Below are 22,611 nucleotides of genomic sequence, written 5' to 3'. Positions count from 1 at the left end.
TGGGTGCACCAGCAGCATGTGCTCCCCACCGATGTGAAATGGGCGGGCGGCGTGGCGGTCTATCCCGGCTGCAACATGCGCTACCGGGTGGATCAGCACAGCAAGCTACCTGCTCCGATCCTCATGGTGCTGGGTGAGAAAGACGACATGACCCCGGCCAAGCCGTGCATGGAGTTGGCCGACGAGTACGCAGCGGCAGGCCATCCGGTCAGCTACAAGGTCTATCCCGGTGCCACGCATGTCTTCGACCGGCTCAACCAGCCATGGAAGAAGTACAACGAGGGCAACTTCAACCTCTGCTCAATGGACGTGTGCATGCCCTATGTCTCCAATGACCGCAGCAGTTGGGGGCCAGCGCACGACAAAGTCTCGGGGAAGACGTTCACCGACGACAAAGAGTGGAATGCCCACATGCCGAAGTGCAAGCAGACCTCCTGGATCACGGTGGAGAGCAACGACAAGGCCCGCGAGGAAGCCGTGAAAGATGTGCTGACCTTCATGAAGGCCGCCAAATGAGCCGCCGCCTGATACTTGTGCTGGCCGTCACCATGCTCCCGACGCTGCGCCCTGCGGCGCCATTGAAAGACCTCAGCGGCGACCAGACGGGCAGGTTTGAGTATGAGTCAATCAAGCCACCGAATCGGCAACTCTAATCATGAAGGCTGGCAGCGGCATGGGCAACCACATTTACGACTTAAAAAGAAGCGCTCCCTGGCGACTGACCCGGAACTTGGACTAGCCGTCAATCAATTCCAGGCGATGTGTCTGGATCACCCGGCGACGGTGATACGAAAGCAATACGAGCCCAAATAGTTCGGTGCGTTTTGGATTTTATAAATATCATTAGATGAGTTTCAAGAAACCACAGTTTTCGTGTCTTGCCTAATGATTTTTGTGAGGTTGATTCACCGCGAAAATCCTCGTCGCCCATAAGTAAAATAGGAACTACTTCAGAATCTATTTCATCTTTTTTGCGCTCAATTGATCGCAAGTTTTAATAAGCCTATTCGGAGCGAATTCATCGCCCCCCGCGTCTGATGTTGCATAAAAAATGTCAATCCCTTCCGGAAGCATCCACCCCTCAAAGAATGGATCGGACCTGCTTTGCCAACCCTTTATACGATCGTACTCAGTATCTGTTATGAGTGCGATTCTGTTTTCAAGCAGTGCAGGGCGCTCTTTGTATATATGGCAGAAACACATCCAAATACCGTGTATCTCTGGATTGCCTGGAGGGTCATATGCAACGCACTGGTACTCAGTTGTCTCCCCTATGTACATGGCTGACTCTGCAAGGGTCTTTGGCTTTCCTATGATTGCCGTCGTTACAGCAACTTTGCGGCTATCACGGGCAACTGCAGAATTTGTGTCAACACAGAATGCTTGGTCATATGTCGCAAGAACTTTTTCTATGCCAAGAAAATGGCTGCCAGGGAGCTGGAAGTATGCATGCAGTATCTTATTTTTATTTTTCCTTGCGTAATATGTAGTCAGTGCGGATCGCGCATCACCTAAATGTCCATTTGCCACGATTATTGGGGAATGTATTTGCCCAATGCATATAATCTCTGAGGTCGTCAGATTGGCATAAATTTCTTGGATTTTAACCTTTTTCCCGAAATCGATTTCTAGTTTGGAGAAACGCTCATTCCGAGGCTGGTTCGCTTGTTGCTTTGGAAAAACAAGCATCAATCCTTCGGCATCCAGCATGTTGCTTTTTACGCCACTCAAGGTAATTTCTAGAATTTGTGCAGGCGGCATATCCTCAGGAAAACGCTGAAAAAGCACTTGGCCTTTTGCAGCTTCAAGCATTTTCTCCAATCGCATGCACGCCTCCGTCATCACAGAAATAAGTTGAGCTTACGTCATATCCAGTGTCATGTAAGGTCAACCGCACAACGCAAGTGAAGAGGGCTGAGGTCATGCGCTGTATCCGCAGCCCTCCAGTTGTCATCGGCGTGAAGCAGTGTTCCCCGCGTACGGTTAGGATGGGTGGTGACCTCTACTAAGCAGGGGACGCCCTCCAATGACGGCAAGATCACTGTGCTGCGGAGTGCAAGCGGCTTGCAAAAGCTCAAGGACCCGGAGTTCCCACACGGCAATTGCCATGATTCGCTGATACCGCCTAGTAAAGGACAGAGCTTGCGTGAGTGGCTGAAAAAATAGGCTGCTGCACAGAATGGATTCAACTACCATGGTCTGTTGCCCGCGCGTGGAAGGCCGTAAGACGATCGGCGCGCTAAGACTGCAGTGCCCTCGTATGTAACGCCAAAACAGCGTTGGTTCCTGGCGATGCCGAAACCACCATCTCCAACAATGGAATGTCCAACGACGTTCCAGTAGCTCTGATCCAACCGCAAACCGGATGGTAGAAACGATGGTAGATAAAAACAAAAAAGCGCCCCAAGAGGCGCTTGTTTTCTTGCTTACTGGCGGAGAGGGCGGGATTCGAACCCGCGGTGGGGATTAGCCCACACACGCTTTCCAGGCGTGCGACTTAAACCGCTCATCCACCTCTCCGAAGCCCACTATTCTAGCAGCGTTTTGGCTGGTTTTTTGGTCCACACGGGGCGATGATCTAAAAACCTCAGGAAACAGGGCGCTGCGCCTGCACCATCTTCATGGCCGAGCCGATCAGCGCCGACACATCGGTCATGTTGCTGGGCACGATGAGCGTGGTGGTGGCGTCGGCGGCCACCTTGCTGTAGGCCTCGACGGCTTTTTCTGCCACCTTCAGCTGTACGGCCTGCTCGCCGCCCGGCTGGCGGATGGCGGCCGCCACACGCTCGATGGCCTGGCCTGTGGCTTCTGCCACGGTCAGGAGGGCGGAGGCTTCGCCCTGGGCGTTGTTGATGGCGGCCTGCTTTTCGCCTTCGGAGCGGGCAATGAAGGCCTCGCGCTCGCCGGTGGCGATGTTGATCTGCTCCTGGCGGCGGCCTTCCGAGGCAGCGATCAGGGCGCGCTTTTCGCGTTCGGCCGTGATCTGGGCCTGCATGGCGCGCAGGATCTCTGCAGGCGGCGTCAGGTCTTTGATTTCGTAGCGCAGCACCTTGACTCCCCAGTTGAGCGCCGCCTCGTCGATGGCCTGGACGACCTGGGCGTTGATGATGTCACGCTCCTCGAAGGTCTTGTCGAGCTCGAGCTTGCCGATCACGCTGCGCAGCGAGGTCTGCGCCAGCTGGGTCACGGCCATGATGTAGTTGCTCGATCCATAGCTGGCGCGCATCGGGTCGGTGACCTGGAAGTACAGGATGCCGTCCACCTGCAGTTGCGTGTTGTCGCGCGTGATGCAGACCTGGCTGGGCACGTCGAGCGGGATTTCCTTGAGGCTGTGCTTGTAGGCCACGCGGTCGATGAAGGGCACGAGAAAGTTCAGCCCCGGTGTGAGCGTGCCGGCGTACTTGCCCAGCCGCTCCTTCACCCAGGCGTTCTGCTGGGGCACGACCTTGACCGAGCGCACGATGAAGATGGCGGCGATGACAAAGATGACGATGGCTAATTCCATGGGGTTCCCTCGGGTGGATGGTTCAGATTTTGTCGACCAACAGGCGGCTGCCCACCACTTCGGCCACGCGATGGAGACCGGGTGAGGGGGCATTGCCGGGGCGCAGCAGCACCGTCCACTGGGCACCACGGTATCGTACCTGCGCGGTACCGTCGGGATTCCAGGCATCCACCTGCACGGTCTCTCCTACGTCCAGATTCACATCGCGGTTGCTCGCGGCAGGTTGCACACCGGGGCTGCGCCGGCGCACCAGGTAGCAGGCAAAGACGGCACCGCCGCCGACCACGGCCGCCACCACCAGTTGCACCGCCATGTCCGCGCCCAGGTGGGCGGCAAGGGCGCCGGCCGCCAGGCCGATGGCCAGCATGAGCAGGTAGAACGTGCCGGTCAGCAGTTCGGCCACGATGGCCGCTCCGGTCATCAGCCACCACAGGGTGGAATCATCCATGGGCCAGGCTCCTCTCGTTGTCTGTATTGGGGTTTCATATTCTGGGTCATCAGAAGCCGCGTTCGGGAAGTGCTTCACACTTATTCCTTACACTGCGCGCCTCTTTTTGTTTTTTGGCCGGGCAGGGCACGTTTGCACGGAGGCTGCGCATGAAATTTCGCTTTCCCATCATCATCATCGACGAGGATTACCGTTCCGAGAACACTTCGGGGTTGGGAATCCGTGCGCTCGCGCAGGCTATTGAGAGCGAAGGCTTCGAGGTGCTGGGGGTGACCAGTTACGGAGACCTGTCGCAGTTTGCGCAGCAGCAAAGCCGCGCCAGCGCCTTCATCCTGTCTATCGACGACGAGGAGTTCACGCTGGGCGCGGGCCAGGATCCGATCGTGCACAGCCTGCGCAGCTTCATTGGCGAGGTACGCCGCAAGAACGCCGACGTGCCGATCTATATCTATGGCGAGACCAAGACCAGCCGCCACCTGCCGAACGACATCCTGCGCGAGCTGCACGGCTTCATCCACATGTTCGAGGACACGCCCGAGTTCGTGGCCAAGCACATCATCCGCGAGGCCAAGAGCTACCTGGAAGGCGTGCAGCCGCCGTTCTTCAAGGCGCTGCTCGACTACGCTGAAGATGGCTCGTATTCGTGGCACTGCCCCGGCCACTCGGGTGGTGTGGCCTTCCTCAAAAGCCCCGTGGGCCAGATGTACCACCAGTTCTACGGCGAGAACATGCTGCGCGCCGACGTGTGCAACGCGGTCGAAGAACTGGGTCAGCTGCTCGACCACAACGGCGCCATTGGCGAGAGCGAGCGCAACGCCGCGCGCATCTTCAATGCCGACCACTGCTTCTTCGTGACCAACGGCACCTCGACCTCCAACAAGATCGTCTGGCACCACACCGTGGCGCCGGGCGACGTGGTGGTGGTGGACCGCAACTGCCACAAGTCGATCCTGCACGCGATCATCATGACCGGCGCGGTGCCGGTGTTCTTGAAGCCTACGCGCAACCATTTCGGCATCATCGGCCCGATCCCGCAGAGCGAGTTCGAGCCCGCCACCATCGAGGCCAAGATCCGCGCCAACCCCTTGCTCAAGGGCGTGGACCCCAAGCAGGTCAAGCCGCGCGTGCTGACGTTGACGCAGTCCACCTACGACGGCGTGCTCTACAACACCGAAACCATCAAGGGCATGCTCGACGGCTACGTCGACAACCTGCACTTTGACGAGGCCTGGCTGCCGCATGCGGCGTTCCACCCGTTCTATGGCGCCTACCACGCGATGGGCAAGAAGCGCGCGCGCCCCCGGCATTCGGTGGTCTACGCCACGCAGTCGATCCACAAGCTGCTGGCCGGCATCAGCCAGGCCAGCCATGTGTTGGTGCAGGACTCGCAGACCGAAAAGCTCGACCGCCACCTGTTCAACGAGGCGTACCTGATGCACACCTCGACCTCGCCGCAGTACAGCATCATTGCCAGCTGCGACGTGGCCGCCGCCATGATGGAGCCGCCGGGCGGCACCGCACTGGTCGAAGAAAGCATCCTCGAGGCGCTCGACTTCCGCCGCGCCATGCGCGAGATCGAGGCCGAGTTCGGCAAGGACGATTGGTGGTTCAAGGTCTGGGGGCCGGATCAGCTGGTCGACGAAGGCATTGGCCGCGCTGAGGACTGGATCATCCGTGCCGACAAAAAGGGCAAGAAGAGCGGCAACAAGTGGCACGGCTTTGGCCAACTGGCCGACGGCTTCAACATGCTCGACCCGATCAAGTCGACCATCGTCACGCCGGGCCTGAGCCTGGACGGCAAGTTCGACACGACCGGCATTCCGGCGTCCATCGTCACCAAATACCTGGCCGAGCACGGCGTGGTGGTCGAGAAGACCGGCCTCTACAGCTTCTTCATCATGTTCACCATCGGCATCACCAAGGGCCGCTGGAACACCTTGCTGACCGCGCTGCAGCAGTTCAAGGACGACTACGAGAAGAACCAGCCGATGTCGCGCATCCTGCCCGAGTTCTGCCAGAGCCACCGCCGCTACGAGCGCATGGGCCTGCGCGACATGTGCCAGCACGTGCACCAGCTTTACGCCAAGTACGACATCGCGCGCCTGACGACCGAGATCTACCTGTCCGACCTGACCCCGGCCATGAAACCGAGCGACGCCTACGCGCACATTGCACACCGCCAGACCGAGCGCGTGGCCATCGACGACCTCGAAGGGCGCATTACCGTGGGTCTGATCACGCCGTACCCGCCGGGCATTCCGCTGCTGGTGCCAGGCGAGGTGTTCAACAAGAAGATCGTCGACTACCTCAAGTTCGCGCGCGAGTTTGCTGCCATGAGCCCGGGCTTCGAGACCGACATCCATGGGCTGGTCGAGATCGAGGACGAGGACGGCCATGTCAGCTACTACGCCGACTGCGTGGCGCTCGACAAGCCGGCGGCCAAGACCAAGCGGCGCGGTGCGGCAACCAAGACCTCGGCCAAGGACAAGCTGGTGCAGGTGGGCTCGGACGGCCCGTTTGGCCGCACCCTGTGATGCGGTAACGCGGCGCCCGACCCGGGTGCACCGTGCAATGGGAGGCTTGGCCTCCCATTTTTCATTCGGGCGGCAGGTCTTCGCGCACGCGCATGAAGCTGGCAAAGCGCGGCAGGCCGCCGTCGTGCGTGCCGCGAAAGCGGTAGGTGACCCAGCTGCCCACGGGCGGCGGATCGCGGCGCTGGGCGTCGCTCAGGCCCGTGCCCAGCTTGAAGCGCTGGCCCTGCGGCGTCTCGACCCACAGGGCGCCAAGCTGTCCCGCGTGGCGGCCCTTGCCGGGCAGGTGGGCGATGACGCGCGCTTCGGCGTCATCGTGTGTCTTGAGCTTGATCAGGTCGTCGCTGCGGCCGGCGCGGTACAGCGACCTGCCGCGGTGCAGCATCAGCCCCTCGCCGCCGCCGCGCACGGTGCGCTGCAGCAGTGCCTGCAGGGCGGCGTCGCTGGCGATGCGCTGCTGGGATACGGCCTGTACCCACGGCTGGGCGATCTGCCGCACGCGCGCTTGCAGGGCCGGCAACCGTTCGTCGAACGGGCCGCCATGTCCGGGCAGGTCGAACACCATGAAGCGCATCTGGCGCCATGCAGCGTCGTTGGCTTGCTGCTGGCGCGTGGTGGACTGGGCGTGGCCAAAGCGCCCGCGCCCGGCCCACAGCTCGCCGTCGAGCGACTCGGCCGGCCAGCCGGCCGTGAACCAGGCCGGCGCGTGCACGGTTTCGCCGCCGCGCGTGCGCAGGGCCCGGCCGTCCCAGTAGCCGCGCACGCCGTCGTATTTCTCGCTGACCCAGTAGTCCTGCAGCGTCACGCCGGGGCGGTAGACATTGGCCAGCAGCAGGGCCGGCGCGTCTGCAGCCCAGGCAGAAAAAGAAATGCCCCACGCCGTCCACGCCAACAGGGTGAGGGCGCGGCGGCGGTGGAGCATGGACTACTCAGTTTTTAATAGCTATCAGCGCTTGCTGCATCAGCGCTGGAGCCACTTTTTTGTGGTATTTGGCATGGCAGCGCAATGGCGCAGCCAAGCCGCTCAGGCCAGGGCCTCGCTGCCCGCGCTGATGCCGGCGGTCTGGCTGAAGCCGCCGTCGACATAGGTGATCTCGGCCGTCACACCGCTGGCCAGGTCGGACAGCAGGAACGCGGCGACATTGCCCACGTCTTCGATGGTCACGTTGCGGCGCAGCGGCGAGGCGCCGGCCACCATGCCCAGCAGCTTGCCGAAATCCTTGATGCCGCTGGCCGCCAAGGTCTTGATCGGGCCGGCGCTGATGCCGTTGACGCGCATGCCGCGCGGGCCCAGGGACTCGGCCAGGTAGCGCACGCTGGCTTCGAGACTGGCCTTGGCCAGGCCCATGGTGTTGTAGTTGGGGATGGTGCGCAGCGCGCCCAGGTACGACAGCGTCAGCAGCGCCGATTTGTCGTTGAGGTAGGGCAGGGCCGCCTTGGCCATGGCCGGGAAGCTGTAGGCGCTGATGTCGTGGGCGATGCGGAAGGCTTCGCGCGAGAGGCCGTCGAGGAAGTCGCCGGCAATCGCCTCGCGCGGGGCAAAGCCGATGGCGTGCACGAAGCCGTCGATCTTGGGCCAGGTCTGCGACAGGTCGCGGAACATGCGTTCGATCTGCTCGTCGCTGCCCACGTCGCAGTCGAACACGAGGCTGGAGTCGAACTCGGCGGCAAAGCCGGTGATGCGCTCCTTGAAGCGCTCGCCGACGTAGCTGAAGGCCAGCTCAGCGCCCTGCGCGTGGCAGGCCTTGGCAATGCCGTAGGCGATGGAGCGGTTGGACAGCACGCCGGTGATCAGCAGCTTCTTGCCGGTAAGAAATCCCATGTGAGGCTCTCCTGAGGGGGTATTGGGGGCGCTGCGCCGCCCCAAGACGCCCGTTGCCAGCGCATCTGACCGGGCAGCGCAGCCGGGTAGGGCAGAATTGTCGCATGCGTTTTTGGCTGCTTTGCTTGCTGTGGGGGAGTGCGGTTCCGGTCTGGGCGGCGCATGCGTACGCGCTGTGGGGCGCGCCCCGGTACCCGGCGGGTTTTGCGCACTTCGACTACGTCAACGCGAACGCCCCCAAGGGTGGCGAGCTGCGCCTGGTCAGCAACCTGCGCACCTCCACCTTCGACAAGTACAACCCGTTCACCATCAAGGGCAGCGCACCGGCCTACCTCGCGCAGCTGATGTTCGACTCGCTGCTCACCGGCTCGCTCGACGAGACCGCCACCGGCTACGGCCTGCTCGCCGAAGACGTGGACGTGGCGGTCGACGGTCTCTCGGCCACCTTCCGCCTGCGGCCGGAGGCACGCTTTCACCACGGCAAGCCGGTGCTGGCCCGGGACGTCAAGTACAGCTACGACACGCTGGTCGGCCCGTTCACCTCGCCGGCCTACAAGACGATGCTGATCGACGTCGCCGGCGTCGATGTGCTGGACGAGCGCACCGTGCGCTACCGCTTCAAGAAGCCCAACCGCGAGCTGCCGCTCACCGTCGGCGGCCTGCCCGTGTTCAGCCGCGACTGGGGCATGGAGGGCGGCCAGCCCAAGCCCTTCGACCAGGTGGTGATGGACGAGCCGATCGGCAGCGGGCCGTATCGTGTCGGCCCGGTGCGCTTTGGGAAGGACATCACCTACGTGCGCGACCCGAACTACTGGGCGCGTGGCCTGAACGTGCGCATGGGCACGGCCAATTTCGAGCGCATCACCGTCAAGATCTACAAGGACGCCACCGCGCGGCTCGAAGCACTCAAGGCCGGCGAATTCGACCTGATGCGGTTTTTCAGCGCAGGCGACTGGGCGCGGCGCGTCAATGGCAAGAAGTTCAATACCGGCGAGCTGGTCAAGGGCGAGTTCCAGCACAAGCTGCCCTCGGGATTTCAGAGCTACGTGCTCAACACGCGCCGCCCGCTCCTGCAGGACGTGCGCGTGCGCCAAGCGCTGGGCCTGGCGGTTGATTTCGAGTGGATGAACCGGCAGATGTTCTATGGCTCGTACCAGCGCGTGAACGGCCTGTTCGGCAACACCGCCTGCGACACGCAGGGCTTGCCGTCGCCGCAGGAGCTGGCGCTGATGGAGCCCTGGCGCAAGGACTTGCCCGCTGCCGCCTTCGGCCCCATGACCGTGCCGCCGCGCACCGATCCGCCCGCATCCCTGCGCGGCAACCTGCGCCGCGCCCAGCAGCTGCTGAAGGACGCCGGCTGGAGCGTGCAGGACGGCGTGCTGCGCAACGCCGCCGGCCAGGCGCTGGTGCTCGAATACATGGACAGCAACGAAGGCGGCGTGCGCACCGTGGCGCCGTGGATGCGCAACCTCGAAAAGCTCGGCATCACGCTGCGCTTTCGCTCGGTGGACTTTGCGCTGTACCAGCAGCGCCTGCAGAAGTTCGACTTCGACATCACGAGCATCGCCTACGGCGGCACCAACAACCCCGGCCAGGAGTTCGCCGACCTGTTTGGCAGCCGTGCGGCCGACACCGAGGACTCGGGCAATTTCGCCGGCGTCAAGAGCCCGGCCGTGGACGCCTTCATCACCGCCATGACCGCCGCCAAGACCGAGGCCCAGCTGCTGCCCGCCTGCCACGCGCTCGACCGCGCGATTGCGCACGGCCACTACCTGATCCCGCAGTGGACCGCGCCCACGCACCGCATGGTCTACAACGCCTGGCGCCTGGTGCGGCCCGCCGTGGCGCCGCCCTATTCGCCGGGTGAGAGCTGGGTAATCGACACCTGGTGGGCCAAGCTGCCGCCGGGCCCGGGTGCTCCCAATCCTATAGCTGCCAGCGCAAGAGGGCAGGGCGGTTGAGCCATGTTTGCCTATATTCTCAAGCGCTGCCTTCTGATGCTGCCCACGCTGCTGGGCGTGCTGCTGCTGACTTTCGTCGTGCTGCAGTTCGTGCCCGGCGGGCCGGTCGAGCAGTACCTGGCCGAGGCCAAGGCCGGGGCGGGCGGCGGCGGCGCCGAGGGCGGGGGCTTGAGCTACCGCGGCGCGCAGGGCGTGGACCCGCAGCGCCTCGCGCAAATCAAGGCGCTGTACGGCTTCGACAAGCCCGCGCCCGAGCGCTTCGTGCAGATGCTTAGCCAGTTCGCGCGTTTCGACCTGGGGCGCAGCTTTTTCCAGAACAAGGACGTGTGGCAGCTGATCCGCGAGAAGCTGCCGGTGTCGATCAGCCTGGGGCTGTGGACTTTTTTCATCAGCTACCTCGTGGCCGTGCCGCTCGGCGTCGCGAAGGCGGTGCGCGCGGGCTCGCGCTTCGATCTGGTGACCACGCTGCTCATTCTGGTGGGCTACGCCATTCCCGGATTTGTGCTCGGCGTGGCGCTGCTGGTGGTGTTTGGCGGCCAGCTGCAATGGTTTCCGCTGCGCGGGCTGACCTCGGCCAACTGGGACGAGCTCTCGTGGGGGGCTCGCATCGTCGACTACCTTTGGCACATCACCTTGCCGATCATCGCCATGGTGCTGGGCAGCTTCGCCGTCACGGCCATGCTGACCAAGAACGCGTTCCTCGAAGAAATCCGCAAGCAGTACGTGCTGACCGCGCGCGCCAAGGGCCTCTCCGAGCGCCAGGTGCTGTGGAAGCATGTGTTCCGCAACGCGCTGATCCCCATCATCACGGGCTTTCCGGCGGCCTTCATTGGCGCGTTCTTCGCCGGATCGCTGCTGATAGAGACCCTGTTCTCGCTCGACGGCCTGGGCCTGCTGAGCTACGAGAGCGTGATCCGGCGCGACTACCCCGTGGTGCTGGGCACGCTGTACCTGTTCACGCTGATCGGGCTGGTCACCAAGCTGATTTCCGACCTTTGCTATGTGTGGGTGGACCCGCGTGTCAAGTTTGATTAGCCCCCCTGAGTCGGCCGATGGCCGCCTTCCCGCCGGAGCGGGGACGCCACTGGCGGCCGGACCAAGCCCGACCCGCGGGGGCTCTGGCGATGGCGCGGTGGTGGCGTCGGCGCCGCCGTCCTTGTCGCCCAGCCGCCGCGCCTGGCTGCGCTTTCGGCGCAACCGGCTCGGCTACTGGAGCCTGATCGCTTTTTGCGCGCTGGTGCTGCTGAGCCTGGGCGCCGAGCTGGTGAGCAACGACCGGCCGCTCATCGTGCGCTACGAAGGCCAGACCTATTGGCCGATGCTCAAGGACTATCCCGAGACCACCTTCGGCGGCGACTTCGCCACGCCCACCGACTACCTCGACCCGTTCATCAAGGAGCGCATCACCGAGGGCCGCAACTGGGCGCTCTACACCCTCAACCCCTACGGTCCGAACACGCTCAACTACTTTGCCCAGGCGCCGAACCCGTCGGCGCCGTCGCCAGACAACTGGCTGGGCACGGACGACCGCGGTCGCGACCTGCTGGCGCAGCTGCTCTACGGCTTTCGCGTCAGCGTGCTGTTTGCGCTGGCGCTGACGTTCACCGGCGTGCTGCTGGGCGTGGTGGCGGGGGCCATCCAGGGCTTCTTTGGCGGCAAGACCGACCTGGCGTTCCAGCGCTTCATCGAAATCTGGGGCTCGATGCCCGAGCTGTACCTGCTGATCATCTTCAGCGCCGTCTTGGCGCCCAGCATTGCGCTGCTGCTGGTGCTGCTCTCCCTGTTCGGCTGGATGGGGCTCTCCGACTACGTGCGCGCCGAGTTTTTGCGCAACCGCCAGCTCGACTACGTGAAGGCCGCACGCGCCCTGGGCGTGGGCAACGGGCAGATCATCTGGCGCCACATCCTGCCCAACAGCCTCACGCCCGTGGTCACCTTTCTGCCGTTTCGCATGAGCGCGGCCATCCTGGCGCTGACCTCGCTCGACTTCCTGGGCCTGGGCGTACCGCCCGGCACCCCGAGCCTGGGCGAGCTGCTGAGCCAGGGCAAGAACAACATCGACGCATGGTGGATTTCGCTGTCGACCTTTGCGGTGCTCGTGGTCACGCTGCTGCTGCTCACCTTCATGGGCGATGCGCTGCGCGATGCGCTCGACCCGCGCAAAGCCGAGCGTTGAATGGAACTTACATGAATGCTCCTAACGCACGGACGCAGATGCCAGCCATGGCCCAGGGGGCGGGCAGCATCGGCAATGCACGCGGGGTGGGCCCTGGCGCAGAGCGGGGTGGAACAGGCGCCGCCGCCTTGCTGCAGGTGCAAGACCTGGCCGTGCATTTCGGCGCCAAGGCGGTGGTCAACAGGGTCAGTTTTTCCGTCCATGCCGGCGAAAAGCTCGCGCTGGTGGGCGAATCGGGCTCGGGCAAGACCGTCACGGCGCTGAGCCTGTTGCGTTTGGCGGGCGATGCCAGAATCACCGGCAAAGCCATGCTGCGCGGTCGCGATCTGCTCTCTTTGTCAGAGCGTGAGATGCGCGGCGTGCGCGGCGGAGACATCGCCATGGTGTTCCAGGAGCCGATGACGGCGCTCAACCCGCTCATGACCATCGGGCAGCAGATCGCCGAGGTGTTGCAGCTGAAGAAGGCGCTGACGGGCGAGCAGTGCGCGCAGGCGGCGATCGCACTGCTGGCGCAGACCGGCATCCCCGAGCCTGCGCGCCGCGCCAACGCCTTCCCGCACCAGCTCAGCGGCGGCCAGCGCCAGCGCGCCATGATCGCCATGGCTCTGGCCAGCGAGCCCGCGCTGCTGCTGGCCGACGAGCCGACGACGGCGCTCGATGTGACGCTGCGCGGTCAGATTCTGGACCTGCTGTCCGACCTGCAGCGCCAGACCGGCATGGCCGTGCTGCTCATCACGCACGACCTGAACCTGGTGCGCCGCTTTGCCGACCGCGTGGCCGTCATGGAGCAGGGCATGCTGGTCGAGCAGGGCCGCGTGGCCGAGGTGTTCCGCGCGCCACAGCACGCCTACACGCGCCGCCTGATCGCCAGCCAGCCGCGCCGGGACGTCGTGGAGGCCGCGCCACCGCCCGGTACGCCGCCGGTGCTGTGGGCCCAGGATTTGCGCGTGGCCTATGCCACGCCGCTGCCCGGCGTGCGCGGCTGGTTCCGCAAGGGCGAGTTCGTGGCCGTGCAGGGCGCCGCACTGCAGGTCCTGCCGGGCCAGACGCTGGGCGTGGTGGGCGAGTCGGGTTCGGGCAAGTCGACGCTGGCGCAGGCCATCTTGGGCCTGCTGCCGCACGGCGGCGAACTCACGGTGGTGGGGCAGGCGTGGCAGCAGCCCGCCATGCGCAACACCCCGGCCAACCAGGCCCTGCGCCGGCAGGTGCAGGTGGTGTTCCAGGACCCGTTCTCGTCGCTGTCGCCGCGCCTCACGGTCGAAGAGATCGTGGGCGAGGGCCTGCGCGTGCACGACGGCGCCCTCGGCAGCGCCGAGCGGCGCACGCGCGTGGAGGCGGCGCTGCTGGAAGTGGGCCTGAGCGAAGCCCAGTACCCGGGACTGCTGGCGCGCTATCCGCACGAATTCTCGGGCGGCCAGCGCCAGCGCCTGGCGATTGCGCGCGCGCTCATCGTGCAGCCGCGCGTGCTGGTGCTCGACGAACCGACCAGCGCGCTTGACGTGACCATCCAGCAGCAGGTGCTGGCCCTGCTGCAGCGGCTGCAGCGCGAGAAGGGCCTGAGCTACCTGCTCATCACCCACGACGTCGACGTGATCCGCGCCATGGCGCACGCGGTCATCGTGATGAAGGAGGGCGAGGTGGTGGAAAGCGGGCCGGTTGCGCAGGTGCTCGATGCGCCGCAGCACCCGTATACGCAGCGGCTGGTGGCCGCGGCCACGGTGCCAGAGGCCGCTGCTGATTTAGAGTGAAAAGGGGCTCCAGCGCTGAAGGGGTAAGCGCTGGAAGCTATCAAAACAGAGCTGAACGTCGTGCGCAGAGCCTAGAGCCCTGTGGGGTTCACGCCGTCTTGCTGCACCCACCGCACCTGGTTTTCGTCCACGCCCAGCGCGCGTGTTCTGGCCAGGAGCTGGTTTTTGATGCCTTCGGGCAGCGTCGGGGTGCGCGAAAGGATCCAGAAATAGTCGAGGCTGGAGCCCACCACCATGGCCCATTGGTACTCGGGGTCGAGCGCCACCACGTGGTAGCCGCCATAGAACGGGCCGAAGAACGACACCTTCAGCGCGGCCTGCGTCGGGTCGCCCAGGAAGCGGGCCTTGCCCACCGACTCCTTCCAGCGCTGGTGCACCGGGTCGAAGCCGCGGTTGAGCACCTCGATCGTGCCGTCGGCGTTGCGGCTGTAGTGCGCGCTGGTGCGGATCAACCCTTTTTCAAAGCGGTGGTCGATGCGCGCCAGCTCGTACCAGTGGCCGGCATAGCGGTCCACATCGAAATGGACCGCGTGCACGCCAGCGGGCGTGGACGTGGCGCACGCGCTCAGCGCCAGCACCGACAGCAACGCAGCGAAACCGAGAGCGGCAGGCAGCCACGGGCTGCGGTGGACGGAGGGGCGGATGCGCATCGGGAGATTCCTCGGATAAATGAACAGCCATCGCACCAGGGCCGGTGCCGGGACGCTGGCCGTGTGACTTGCACTGTAGGGGCGCCCGCGGCGTCCCTGCTGTAGGCCGCCGCTGGCAGCGCGTGTCAGGCGGGGGAGCACAAAAGCCGCCACGGCGCAGGCGCCACGCCCCAAGCAGGGGTTTGTGGCCTGGTGCGCTGAAACAGCCCGGAAGTGCTAAGGTTTTGGCACCGTCGCTTCGCCGGAAAACGCCATGAAAACGGTTCCCGCCACCCCCGTACCCACATTGGCTCCCCTGCCCAGCTATACCCACGAGGAAAAGCGCAAGCGCGTCTTTGCCATCGTGGCGGCCTCGTCGGGCAACTTGGTCGAGTGGTTCGACTTTTATGTCTACGCCTTCTGCGCGATCTATTTCGCGCCCTCGTTCTTTCCCAAGTCCGACCCCACGGCGCAGCTGCTGAACACGGCGGGCGTGTTCGCCGCGGGCTTTCTGATGCGACCCATCGGGGGCTGGGTCTTTGGCCGCATCGCGGACCGGCGCGGGCGCAAGACCTCGATGGTGCTGTCGGTACTGATGATGTGCGGCGGCTCGCTGTTGATCGCTGCCTTGCCCACCTACGCCAGCATCGGTGCCTGGGCACCGGCCTTGCTGCTGCTCGCGCGGCTGGTGCAAGGGCTGTCGGTCGGGGGTGAATACGGCACCACCGCCACCTACATGAGCGAGGTGGCGCTGAGCGGCCAGCGCGGCTTTTTCTCGTCGTTCCAGTACGTCACGCTGATCGGCGGGCAACTGCTCGCGGTGCTGACGGTCGTGCTGCTGCAGCAGTGGCTCAGCGAGGCCGAAATGAAGGCCTGGGGCTGGCGCATTCCGTTCGTCATCGGCGCCCTCACCGCCGTGGTGGCGCTGTTTTTGCGGCGCACGCTCAAGGAGACTTCGACCGCCCAGGCGCGCGCCAGCGCGGAGGCGGGCAGCGTGCGCGGGCTGCTGCGCAACCACCGCGCGGCCTTTCTCACGGTGCTGGGCTACACGGCCGGCGGCTCGCTGATCTTCTATACCTTCACGACCTACATGCAGAAGTACCTGGTCAACTCGGCCGGCATGTCGATCAAGACCGCCAGCTACGTGATGACGGCCTGCCTGTTCCTCTACATGTGCATGCAGCCGCTGTTCGGTGCGCTGTCCGATCGCATTGGCCGGCGCACCAGCATGATGCTGTTCGGCAGCCTGGGCGCGCTGGCCACCGTGCCCATCCTGACCGCGCTGCAGCATGTCACCAACCCGTACGCCGCGTTTGTGCTGATCCTGCTGGCGCTGGCCATCGTGAGCTTCTACACCTCCATCAGCGGCATCGTGAAGGCCGAGATGTTTCCGCCCGAGGTGCGCGCGCTGGGGGTGGGGCTGGCGTACGCGATCGCCAATGCGATCTTCGGCGGATCGGCCGAATATGTGGCGCTGGGGCTCAAGTCGCTGGGCCACGAATCGAGCTTTTACTGGTATGTCACGGCCATGATGGTGATCGCCTTCCTGGTCAGCCTGCGCCTGCCGCGCCACGCCAGCTACCTGCGGACCGACCCGTAAGCGCCCGAACCAGCTCCAGCCACGCCAGAGACAGGGCCAGCAGCGCACCGCCCACCGCCAAGCCCCCGGGGCCGGGTAGGGCCAGGCCCATCAGCGTGCGCAGCCAGGGCAGGCCCAGCACCGCCACGAGCAGCAGCGCCATGGCAGCGGCCATGCGCCACAACCAGGGGTTGCGGTCGGTCACGCCATGCCAGGCGGGGCGCGAGAGGTCGCGGTTGGCCAGGATCAGCAGCATCACTCCCAGCACCAGGGTGCTGAACACCGTGGCGCGGCCCTGTTCGGTGCTCCAGCCTTGCGCCACCATCCAGGCCTGGCCGGCCAGTAGCAGCGCGGCCAGGCCCAGGCCCTGCAGCACCGAAAACACCAGCGGCGCAGCGGCAAAGGGCGAGTCGGCCACCGGCCGGGGTGCACGTTCCATCAGGCCGGGGTCTTCGGGCTCGGCCTCGAAGACGATGGAGCAGGCCGGGTCGATCAGCAGCTCCAGCAGCACGATGTGCACCGGCAGCAGCAGCACCGGCCAGTGCAGCAGCGTGGGCACCAGCGCCAGCGCGATGATGGGAACGTGCACGGCAAAGGTGAAGCGCACGGCTTTGCGGATGTTGTCGTCGATGCGCCGGCCCTGGCGGATGGCGGCCACGATGCGCGAAAAGCTGTCGTCGAGCAGCACCAGAGCGGCCGCCTCGCGCGCCACGTCGGTGCCGCGCTCGCCCATGGCGATGCCCACGTCGGCGGCCTTGAGCGCGGGCGCGTCGTTGACGCCGTCGCCGGTCATGGCCACCACCTCGCCGGACGCGCGCAGCCGCTGCACCAGGCGAAGCTTGTGCTGGGGCTGCAGGCGCGCGCACAGGTCCACATGCCGCAGCCGTGCTGCCAAGGCGGCGTCGTCCAGCGCCTCCAGCTCGGCGCCGGTGATGATGTCGGGTCGCTCGGACAGACCCACCTGCTGCGCGATGGCACGCGCCGTGGCGGGGTGGTCGCCCGTCATCATGACCACGCGCACACCGGCGCGCCGGCATTCGGCCAGGGCGGCGGGCACCTCGGCGCGCGGTGGGTCGGCCAGTGCCACCAGGCCGAGGAATTCGAAGTCGAAGTCGTGCTGGCTTTGCGGCCAAGGCGGATCAAAGCCGGGCGCGGCGGGCGCGCCGCTCCAGCGCCCGCGCGCCACGCCAAGCACGCGCAGGCCGCGTTCGGCCATGTCCTCGACCTGCTGGCGGATGGCATCGCGCTGCGCAGCGCCGAGGTGGCACAGGTCGGCCACGGCCTCGGGCGCGCCCTTGGTGGCCAGCAGGTGCTCGCCGTCGCCGCCGCTCGCAAACACGCGCGTCATCGCCAGGATCTCGCCCGAGAGCGCGTACTCGAACTCCGGTTCGCGCCCGTCGTGCACATGCTCGGTGCCTGCCAGCCACTGGTGGCCAAAGTGCTGGATGGCCTTTTCCATCGGGTCGAACGGGTCGCCCGGCGTGGCCAGCATGGCGAACTCGGTCAGCCGGTGGAATTCCTCGGGCAGCTCGCGCGCGCCTTCGGGCGTGAACTGCGCCTGGGCCGTGGCCAGGCCCGCTACCGCCATGCGGTTGACGGTGAGCGTGCCGGTCTTGTCGACCGCGAGCACGGTGATCGCGCCCAGCGCCTCGACGGCCGTGATGCGCCGCGTCAGCACTTTTTGCCGCGAGATGCGCCAGGCGCCCAGTGCCAGGAACACGGTCAGGATGACGGGGATCTCCTCGGGCAAGATGGCCATGGCGAGCGCTATGCCCGAAAGCAGGCTTTCGAGCAGCGGCCTGCCGTTCCACCACCAGCCCAGCAGCACCTGGGCACTGGCCAGCACCAGCGCGCCGGCGCCGAGCCGGCGCACCAGCGTGCGCGAGGCCTGCTGCAATGCCGAAGGCGGCTCGGTGGTGGCGGCCAGGTCGGCGCCGATGCGGCCCACGGCGGTGTGGGCAGCGGTGGCGCGCACCTGGGCCAGGCCGACGCCGCGCGTGACCACGGTGCTGGCGAACAGCGCCGCCACCGCGTGGCCGTCAGCCGGGCCTGCGGGCACGGATGCGGGGGCGGCGTTCGCGGTGCCGGATGCGGGCGCCAGCGGCAGCTTGGCCACCGGCACCGCTTCGCCGGTGAGCAGCGATTCGTCCACCTCCAGCTGGCCGTCCAGCAGCTGCGCGTCGGCGGCGATGCGGTCGCCCTCGTGCAGCACCAGCAGGTCGCCGCGCACCACGTCACGCCCGGCAATGCGCTGCTCGCGTCCGTCGCGCAGCACCAGCGCGCGCGGGGCCGACAGGTCGCGCAGCGATTCGAGCGCGCGCTGCGTCTTGCGCTCCTGCACCAGCGTGATGCCGATCACGACGAAGACGAAGCCGAGCAGGAACAGCGCCTCGGCGCGGTCGCCCAGCGCCAGGTAGATGCCGCCGGCGGCCAGCAGCATCAGGAACATGGGCTCGGTGAGCACGCCCTGCACGATGGTCCAGGTGGACTTGGGCGCGCTGCCCGGCAGCACATTGGGGCCATCGGCCGCCAGGCGGCGTGCGGCCTCGGCGCTGTCCAGGCCTTGCCCGTCCGGTGTGGGCAGGGTGGGGCGGGCCGGGGACGTCTTGGAGCTGGGCATGGCGGTGGTCCTTGCGGGTCGGGTTGGACGGTGCGGCGGAGTTTCTCCAGTGTAGGGAGGGCCTCTTGCGCACGGCTTGCGTTGCTTCAGCTTTTGGTGAAAAAGGCCTCTATCGCTTGCCCAGAAAGCGCAAGTTGCTATGAATTCTGTAGTGAAGTCTGCCCGCACCCGGGATGGGCACAATGCTGATTCCACCCCGCCCTGGACGTACGCCATGAGCCAGCCAGTCCGCGATCCCCCAGCGCCCGAGGCCGTCACGCCCGCACAGCGCACGGCCCTGCACCCCGACGTGCTGCGCTTGGGGCTGGTGAGTTTTCTCACCGACCTGAGCTCGGAGATGATTTTTGCGGTGTTCGCGGTGTTCTTTACCACCGTGGCGGGCGCGTCGAGCGCGCTGCTCGGGCTGATCGAGGGGCTGGCGGACTTTTCGGCCTCGTCGCTCAACTACCTGGCCGGCTGGCTGTCGGACCGCAGCGGGCGGCGCAAATGGCTGGCCACGGCGGGCTATGGGTTTTCGACCCTGGCTAAGCTGATCCTGCTGTTGTCTTCCTCGGTGCTGGGCTTGTCCATTTTTCGTGTCGTGGAGCGCCTGGGCAAGGGCTTTCGCGGGCCGCCGCGCGATGCCTGGCTGTCGGCCGTGGCGGGCCAGGCGTCGCGCGACTATGCGTTTGGCGTGCACAAAGCGCTCGACAAGTCTGGCGCCGTGCTTGGGCCGCTGGTGGCCTATGGGCTGCTGTCGTGGCTGGGCGAGTCGCCCGGCAGCTACCGCACGCTGTTCCTGGTGGCCTTCGTGCCGGCGGTGCTCGGCGTGCTGGTGCTCGCATGGGCTCCGGACCAGCCCGGCTTGCCGCATGCGCGCGAGAGTGTGCGGCAGAACTGGCAGCAGCTCAGCCCTGGATTCAAGCGCTTCCTGGTGCCCGCGGGGGTGTTTGCGCTGGCGTACTTCAGCCTGGGCTTCATCTTGCTCAAAGCCCATGACTTGGGTTTTCGCATCACCGACGTGGTGCTGCTCTACGCGCTGTTCAACACCACCTGCGTGGTGGCCGCGCCCTGGGTGGGCCGGCTGGGCGACCGGGTGGGACGCAGCCGCGTCATCGTGCTCGGCTATGCGCTCTACGCCGCCATCAACCTGGGGCTGGTGCTGGCCAGCAGCCGTTGGGAGATGGTGGCCTTGCTGGCCACCTACGGGGTGTTCTATGCGATTGACGAGTCGCAAAGCAAGGCCTTCATCGCCGATCTGGAGCCCGAACGGCGCGCCACGGCGGTGGGCGTCTACAACACGCTCACCGGCGTCCTGTACCTGCCGGCATCGCTGCTGGCCGGGGCGCTGTGGGCGCTGGCGCCGGGCTGGGCCTTCGGGCTGGCGGTGGCGCTGTCGCTGGCGGCCATCGCCGTTTTTGCTGCCCTGCGCCCCGCCGCCGCGCCAGCGCGCTTGCGCCGACGCTGAGGGCGCCACTACCATCGCGCCATGGACACCACCACTACCACCTACCACCGCAGCGATCTGGTGCGCATTGCCACCCTGGCCATGAAGGAACGCGGCCTGGAGCCCGAATTTCCGCCAGGCGCGCTGCAACAGCTGCAGGCCCTGCACGGGCCGGGCCGTGATGCTGACCCCCAGATCCGCGACCTCACGGCGCTGCCCTGGTGTTCGATCGACAACGACGACTCGCGCGACCTCGACCAGCTCACCGCGTGCGCGCCCCTGCCGGGCGGGGCCGTGAAGGTTCTGGTCGCGGTGGCCGACGTGGATGCGCTGGTCCGCAAAGGCTCGCCACTCGACGCGCACGCACACACCAACACCACGTCGGTCTACACCTCGGCGCGGGTGTTTCCGATGCTGCCCGAGCGCCTGTCGACCGACCTGACCTCGCTCAACCCGCACCAGGACCGGCTGGCCATCGTGACCGAAATGGAGGTGGACGGTGAAGGCGCGGTGGCCCATTCGGCGGTGTACCGCGCCCTGGTGCGCAACCAGGCCCAATTGGCCTACGAGGCCGTGGCCGCCTGGGTCGAGGGCGCGGGCGAGCTGCCCGAGGCCGCGCGCGCCGTGCCCGGCATGGACGCGCAGCTGCGCACGCAGGATGCGGTGGCCCAGGCCATGCGGGCACGCCGGCGCGCGCAAGGCTCGCTGGAGCTCGAAACCTTCCAGCCGCGCGCGGTGTTCGAGGGCGATCGCGTGGTGGACCTGCGCCAGCCCGTGCACAACCGCGCGCGCCAGCTCATCGAGGAGTTCATGATCGCCACCAACACCTGCACGGCGCAGTTCCTGGCGCACCACGGCGCCGCCGCCCTGCGCCGCGTCGTGCGCTCGCCCGAGCGCTGGCTGCGCATCGTCGAGGTGGCGCGCAGGTACGGGGAGACCTTGCCCCAGACGCCCGACTCGCAGGCGCTCGAGGCCTTTCTGGCGCGCCAGCGCAAGGCCGATCCGCTGCGCTTTCCCGACCTGTCGCTGGTCATCATCAAGCTCATGGGCTCGGGCGAATACGTGGTCGAGCAGCCGCACGGCGCGCCCATCGGCCACTTCGGCCTGGCGGTGCGCGACTACGCGCATTCCACCGCGCCGAACCGCCGCTACCCCGACCTCATCAGCCTGCGCATGGTCAAGGCCATGCTCTCGGGGGAGCGGCCGCCCTATAGCGTGGCCGAGCTGGAGGCGCTGGCCGTGCACTGCACGCGCCAGGAAGACGCGGCGCAAAAGGTCGAGCGCAGTGTGCGCAAGTCCGAGGCAGCACTGTACCTGCAGCCCTTGATGGGCCAGCAGTTCGACGCCATCGTCACCGGCCGCACCGACAGCGCCACCTGGGTGCGCACCTTGGCGCCACCGGCCGAAGGCCTGCTGGTGGCGGGCGAGCCTTTGCTCGATGTCGGGCAAAGGATCCGCGTGAAGCTGGTGGGCACGAATGTCGAGCGCGGCTTCATCGATTTCGAACAGGTGCGCGCGCCATGAGCCCGTCCCCCGCGCCTTCGGCGCCGTCCGACCGCGAAGACCGGGCCCGGGCGTGCTACCGCGCCGTCCGCGGCGGCATGGTGGCAGGGGCGCCCGCGGCGGTGCTGCACATCGGCGCGCAGGGCAGCGTGGTCGTGGCCGGCACGGGCGCCGAGCCCGCAGCGACCCTGGCCCTGGCAGTGGGCGCGCAGAAAACCGCGCAGGATTTCTTCCGGCGCAACCCGCCCACGCCGCTGGAGCTGGAGAACGCCATCGCCACCGTCGAAGACGAGGTGGTGCGTGCGCTGGCGGTGCTGCCGGCAGGTTGCACGCTGTGGTGTGGCGACACCCTGGTGCGCGAGGTGGCCGTGCGGGCCGGCGTGCAGCCCGGCCCGCGCATGGCCCTTTCGCTGGAGGCCATGGAGCGGGTGTTCGAGCGCTTTGCCGCGGTGGCCGAGGGCCGGCCCGCCGCGCTCGAAGGCCTGCCGGGCAACCCCGAATTTGCCGCCACCTTGCTGATCCTGCGCGAGTTCATGCACCACCTGCGCTTTGCGTCCATCACCGTGCTGGCGGACACCGCGGCATAACCGTCCGGCAGCGATGCCCCTGCGGACATCGCCGGGGGCGGCCGGTGTCCAGCACGGCCATGGGGCTGCAATTTTT

17 protein-coding genes and 1 tRNA gene are annotated in these 22,611 nt (G+C 66.1%); 10 read left to right on the top strand and 8 right to left on the bottom strand.

The window, feature by feature from the left end:
• Positions 1-18 precede the first annotated feature (18 nt).
• Positions 19-516: a dienelactone hydrolase family protein gene (locus B2J89_RS01240; RefSeq protein ID WP_371809015.1), complete on the top strand. Its 498-nt coding sequence runs from the start codon at positions 19-21 to the stop codon at positions 514-516.
• A 441-nt stretch (positions 517-957) separates the two neighbouring features.
• Here B2J89_RS01240 and B2J89_RS01235 read toward each other — a convergent pair whose 3' ends face one another.
• The 4 genes from B2J89_RS01235 to B2J89_RS01220 all read right to left on the bottom strand — a co-directional run bounded on the left by B2J89_RS01235 (position 958) and on the right by B2J89_RS01220 (position 3,953).
• Positions 958-1,827 (bottom strand): hypothetical protein, encoded by an 870-nt coding sequence (locus tag B2J89_RS01235; protein ID WP_169167411.1) that lies wholly within the window; start codon positions 1,825-1,827, stop codon positions 958-960.
• A 603-nt stretch (positions 1,828-2,430) separates the two neighbouring features.
• Positions 2,431-2,520 (bottom strand) — tRNA-Ser (locus tag B2J89_RS01230).
• 67 nt (positions 2,521-2,587) lie between these two features.
• A complete protein-coding gene (locus B2J89_RS01225; RefSeq protein WP_169167410.1) occupies positions 2,588-3,505 on the bottom strand; it encodes an SPFH domain-containing protein in 918 nt (305 codons plus the stop codon).
• A 22-nt stretch (positions 3,506-3,527) separates the two neighbouring features.
• Positions 3,528-3,953, bottom strand: a complete 426-nt coding sequence (locus B2J89_RS01220; RefSeq protein ID WP_169167409.1) for an NfeD family protein — start codon at positions 3,951-3,953, stop codon at positions 3,528-3,530.
• Between the two features lie 149 nt (positions 3,954-4,102).
• Here B2J89_RS01220 and B2J89_RS01215 point away from each other — a divergent pair, with 149 nt between their 5' ends.
• Entirely contained in the window at positions 4,103-6,487 is a 2,385-nt protein-coding gene (locus B2J89_RS01215) for an arginine/lysine/ornithine decarboxylase (RefSeq protein ID WP_169167408.1), read from the top strand.
• A 61-nt stretch (positions 6,488-6,548) separates the two neighbouring features.
• Here B2J89_RS01215 and B2J89_RS01210 read toward each other — a convergent pair whose 3' ends face one another.
• Positions 6,549-7,406, bottom strand: coding sequence for a DNA ligase (locus tag B2J89_RS01210; protein ID WP_169167407.1), 858 nt, complete (start codon positions 7,404-7,406; stop codon positions 6,549-6,551).
• Between the two features lie 102 nt (positions 7,407-7,508).
• Positions 7,509-8,306, bottom strand: a complete 798-nt coding sequence (gene fabI / locus B2J89_RS01205) for an enoyl-ACP reductase FabI (protein ID WP_169167406.1) — start codon at positions 8,304-8,306, stop codon at positions 7,509-7,511.
• Between the two features lie 104 nt (positions 8,307-8,410).
• Here fabI and B2J89_RS01200 point away from each other — a divergent pair, with 104 nt between their 5' ends.
• From B2J89_RS01200 to B2J89_RS01185, 4 genes are read left to right on the top strand one after another with little or no spacing between them, the layout of a single operon-like run.
• Positions 8,411-10,267: an extracellular solute-binding protein gene (locus tag B2J89_RS01200; RefSeq protein WP_169167405.1), complete on the top strand. Its 1,857-nt coding sequence runs from the start codon at positions 8,411-8,413 to the stop codon at positions 10,265-10,267.
• A 3-nt stretch (positions 10,268-10,270) separates the two neighbouring features.
• Positions 10,271-11,302, top strand: a complete 1,032-nt coding sequence (locus B2J89_RS01195) for a microcin C ABC transporter permease YejB (protein ID WP_169167404.1) — start codon at positions 10,271-10,273, stop codon at positions 11,300-11,302.
• On the top strand, positions 11,268-12,443 hold the full coding sequence (locus B2J89_RS01190) for an ABC transporter permease (RefSeq protein WP_206041548.1): 1,176 nt from the start codon (positions 11,268-11,270) through the stop codon (positions 12,441-12,443). Before B2J89_RS01195 ends, B2J89_RS01190 begins: the two co-directional genes overlap by 35 nt.
• Before the next feature lie 11 nt (positions 12,444-12,454).
• Positions 12,455-14,191 carry an ABC transporter ATP-binding protein gene (locus tag B2J89_RS01185; RefSeq protein WP_240964672.1) on the top strand — a complete coding sequence of 579 codons (1,737 nt, stop codon included), beginning with the start codon at positions 12,455-12,457 and terminating at the stop codon, positions 14,189-14,191.
• 71 nt (positions 14,192-14,262) lie between these two features.
• Here B2J89_RS01185 and B2J89_RS01180 read toward each other — a convergent pair whose 3' ends face one another.
• Positions 14,263-14,841, bottom strand: a complete 579-nt coding sequence (locus B2J89_RS01180) for a lipocalin family protein (RefSeq protein WP_169167402.1) — start codon at positions 14,839-14,841, stop codon at positions 14,263-14,265.
• A 253-nt stretch (positions 14,842-15,094) separates the two neighbouring features.
• On the opposite strand from B2J89_RS01180, the gene B2J89_RS01175 reads away from it, so the two are divergent.
• Positions 15,095-16,420: an MFS family transporter gene (locus B2J89_RS01175; protein WP_169167401.1), complete on the top strand. Its 1,326-nt coding sequence runs from the start codon at positions 15,095-15,097 to the stop codon at positions 16,418-16,420.
• Here the strand turns inward: B2J89_RS01175 and B2J89_RS01170 are convergent.
• Positions 16,371-19,019, bottom strand: coding sequence for a cation-translocating P-type ATPase (locus tag B2J89_RS01170; RefSeq protein WP_169167400.1), 2,649 nt, complete (start codon positions 19,017-19,019; stop codon positions 16,371-16,373). The genes B2J89_RS01175 and B2J89_RS01170 overlap by 50 nt on opposite strands.
• Before the next feature lie 214 nt (positions 19,020-19,233).
• On the opposite strand from B2J89_RS01170, the gene B2J89_RS01165 reads away from it, so the two are divergent.
• Genes B2J89_RS01165 through B2J89_RS01155 form a run of 3 tightly spaced genes read left to right on the top strand, consistent with a single transcriptional unit; the run spans position 19,234 to position 22,535 of the window.
• Positions 19,234-20,466 (top strand): MFS transporter, encoded by a 1,233-nt coding sequence (locus B2J89_RS01165; RefSeq protein ID WP_169167399.1) that lies wholly within the window; start codon positions 19,234-19,236, stop codon positions 20,464-20,466.
• A 21-nt stretch (positions 20,467-20,487) separates the two neighbouring features.
• Positions 20,488-21,969 (top strand): RNB domain-containing ribonuclease, encoded by a 1,482-nt coding sequence (locus B2J89_RS01160; RefSeq protein WP_169167398.1) that lies wholly within the window; start codon positions 20,488-20,490, stop codon positions 21,967-21,969.
• Positions 21,966-22,535 carry a hypothetical protein gene (locus B2J89_RS01155; RefSeq protein ID WP_169167397.1) on the top strand — a complete coding sequence of 190 codons (570 nt, stop codon included), beginning with the start codon at positions 21,966-21,968 and terminating at the stop codon, positions 22,533-22,535. Before B2J89_RS01160 ends, B2J89_RS01155 begins: the two co-directional genes overlap by 4 nt.
• Positions 22,536-22,611 lie beyond the last annotated feature (76 nt).

The organism is Acidovorax sp. SRB_24 (genome assembly GCF_012931925.1).
This window is presented reverse-complemented; position numbering and strand designations above follow the sequence as displayed.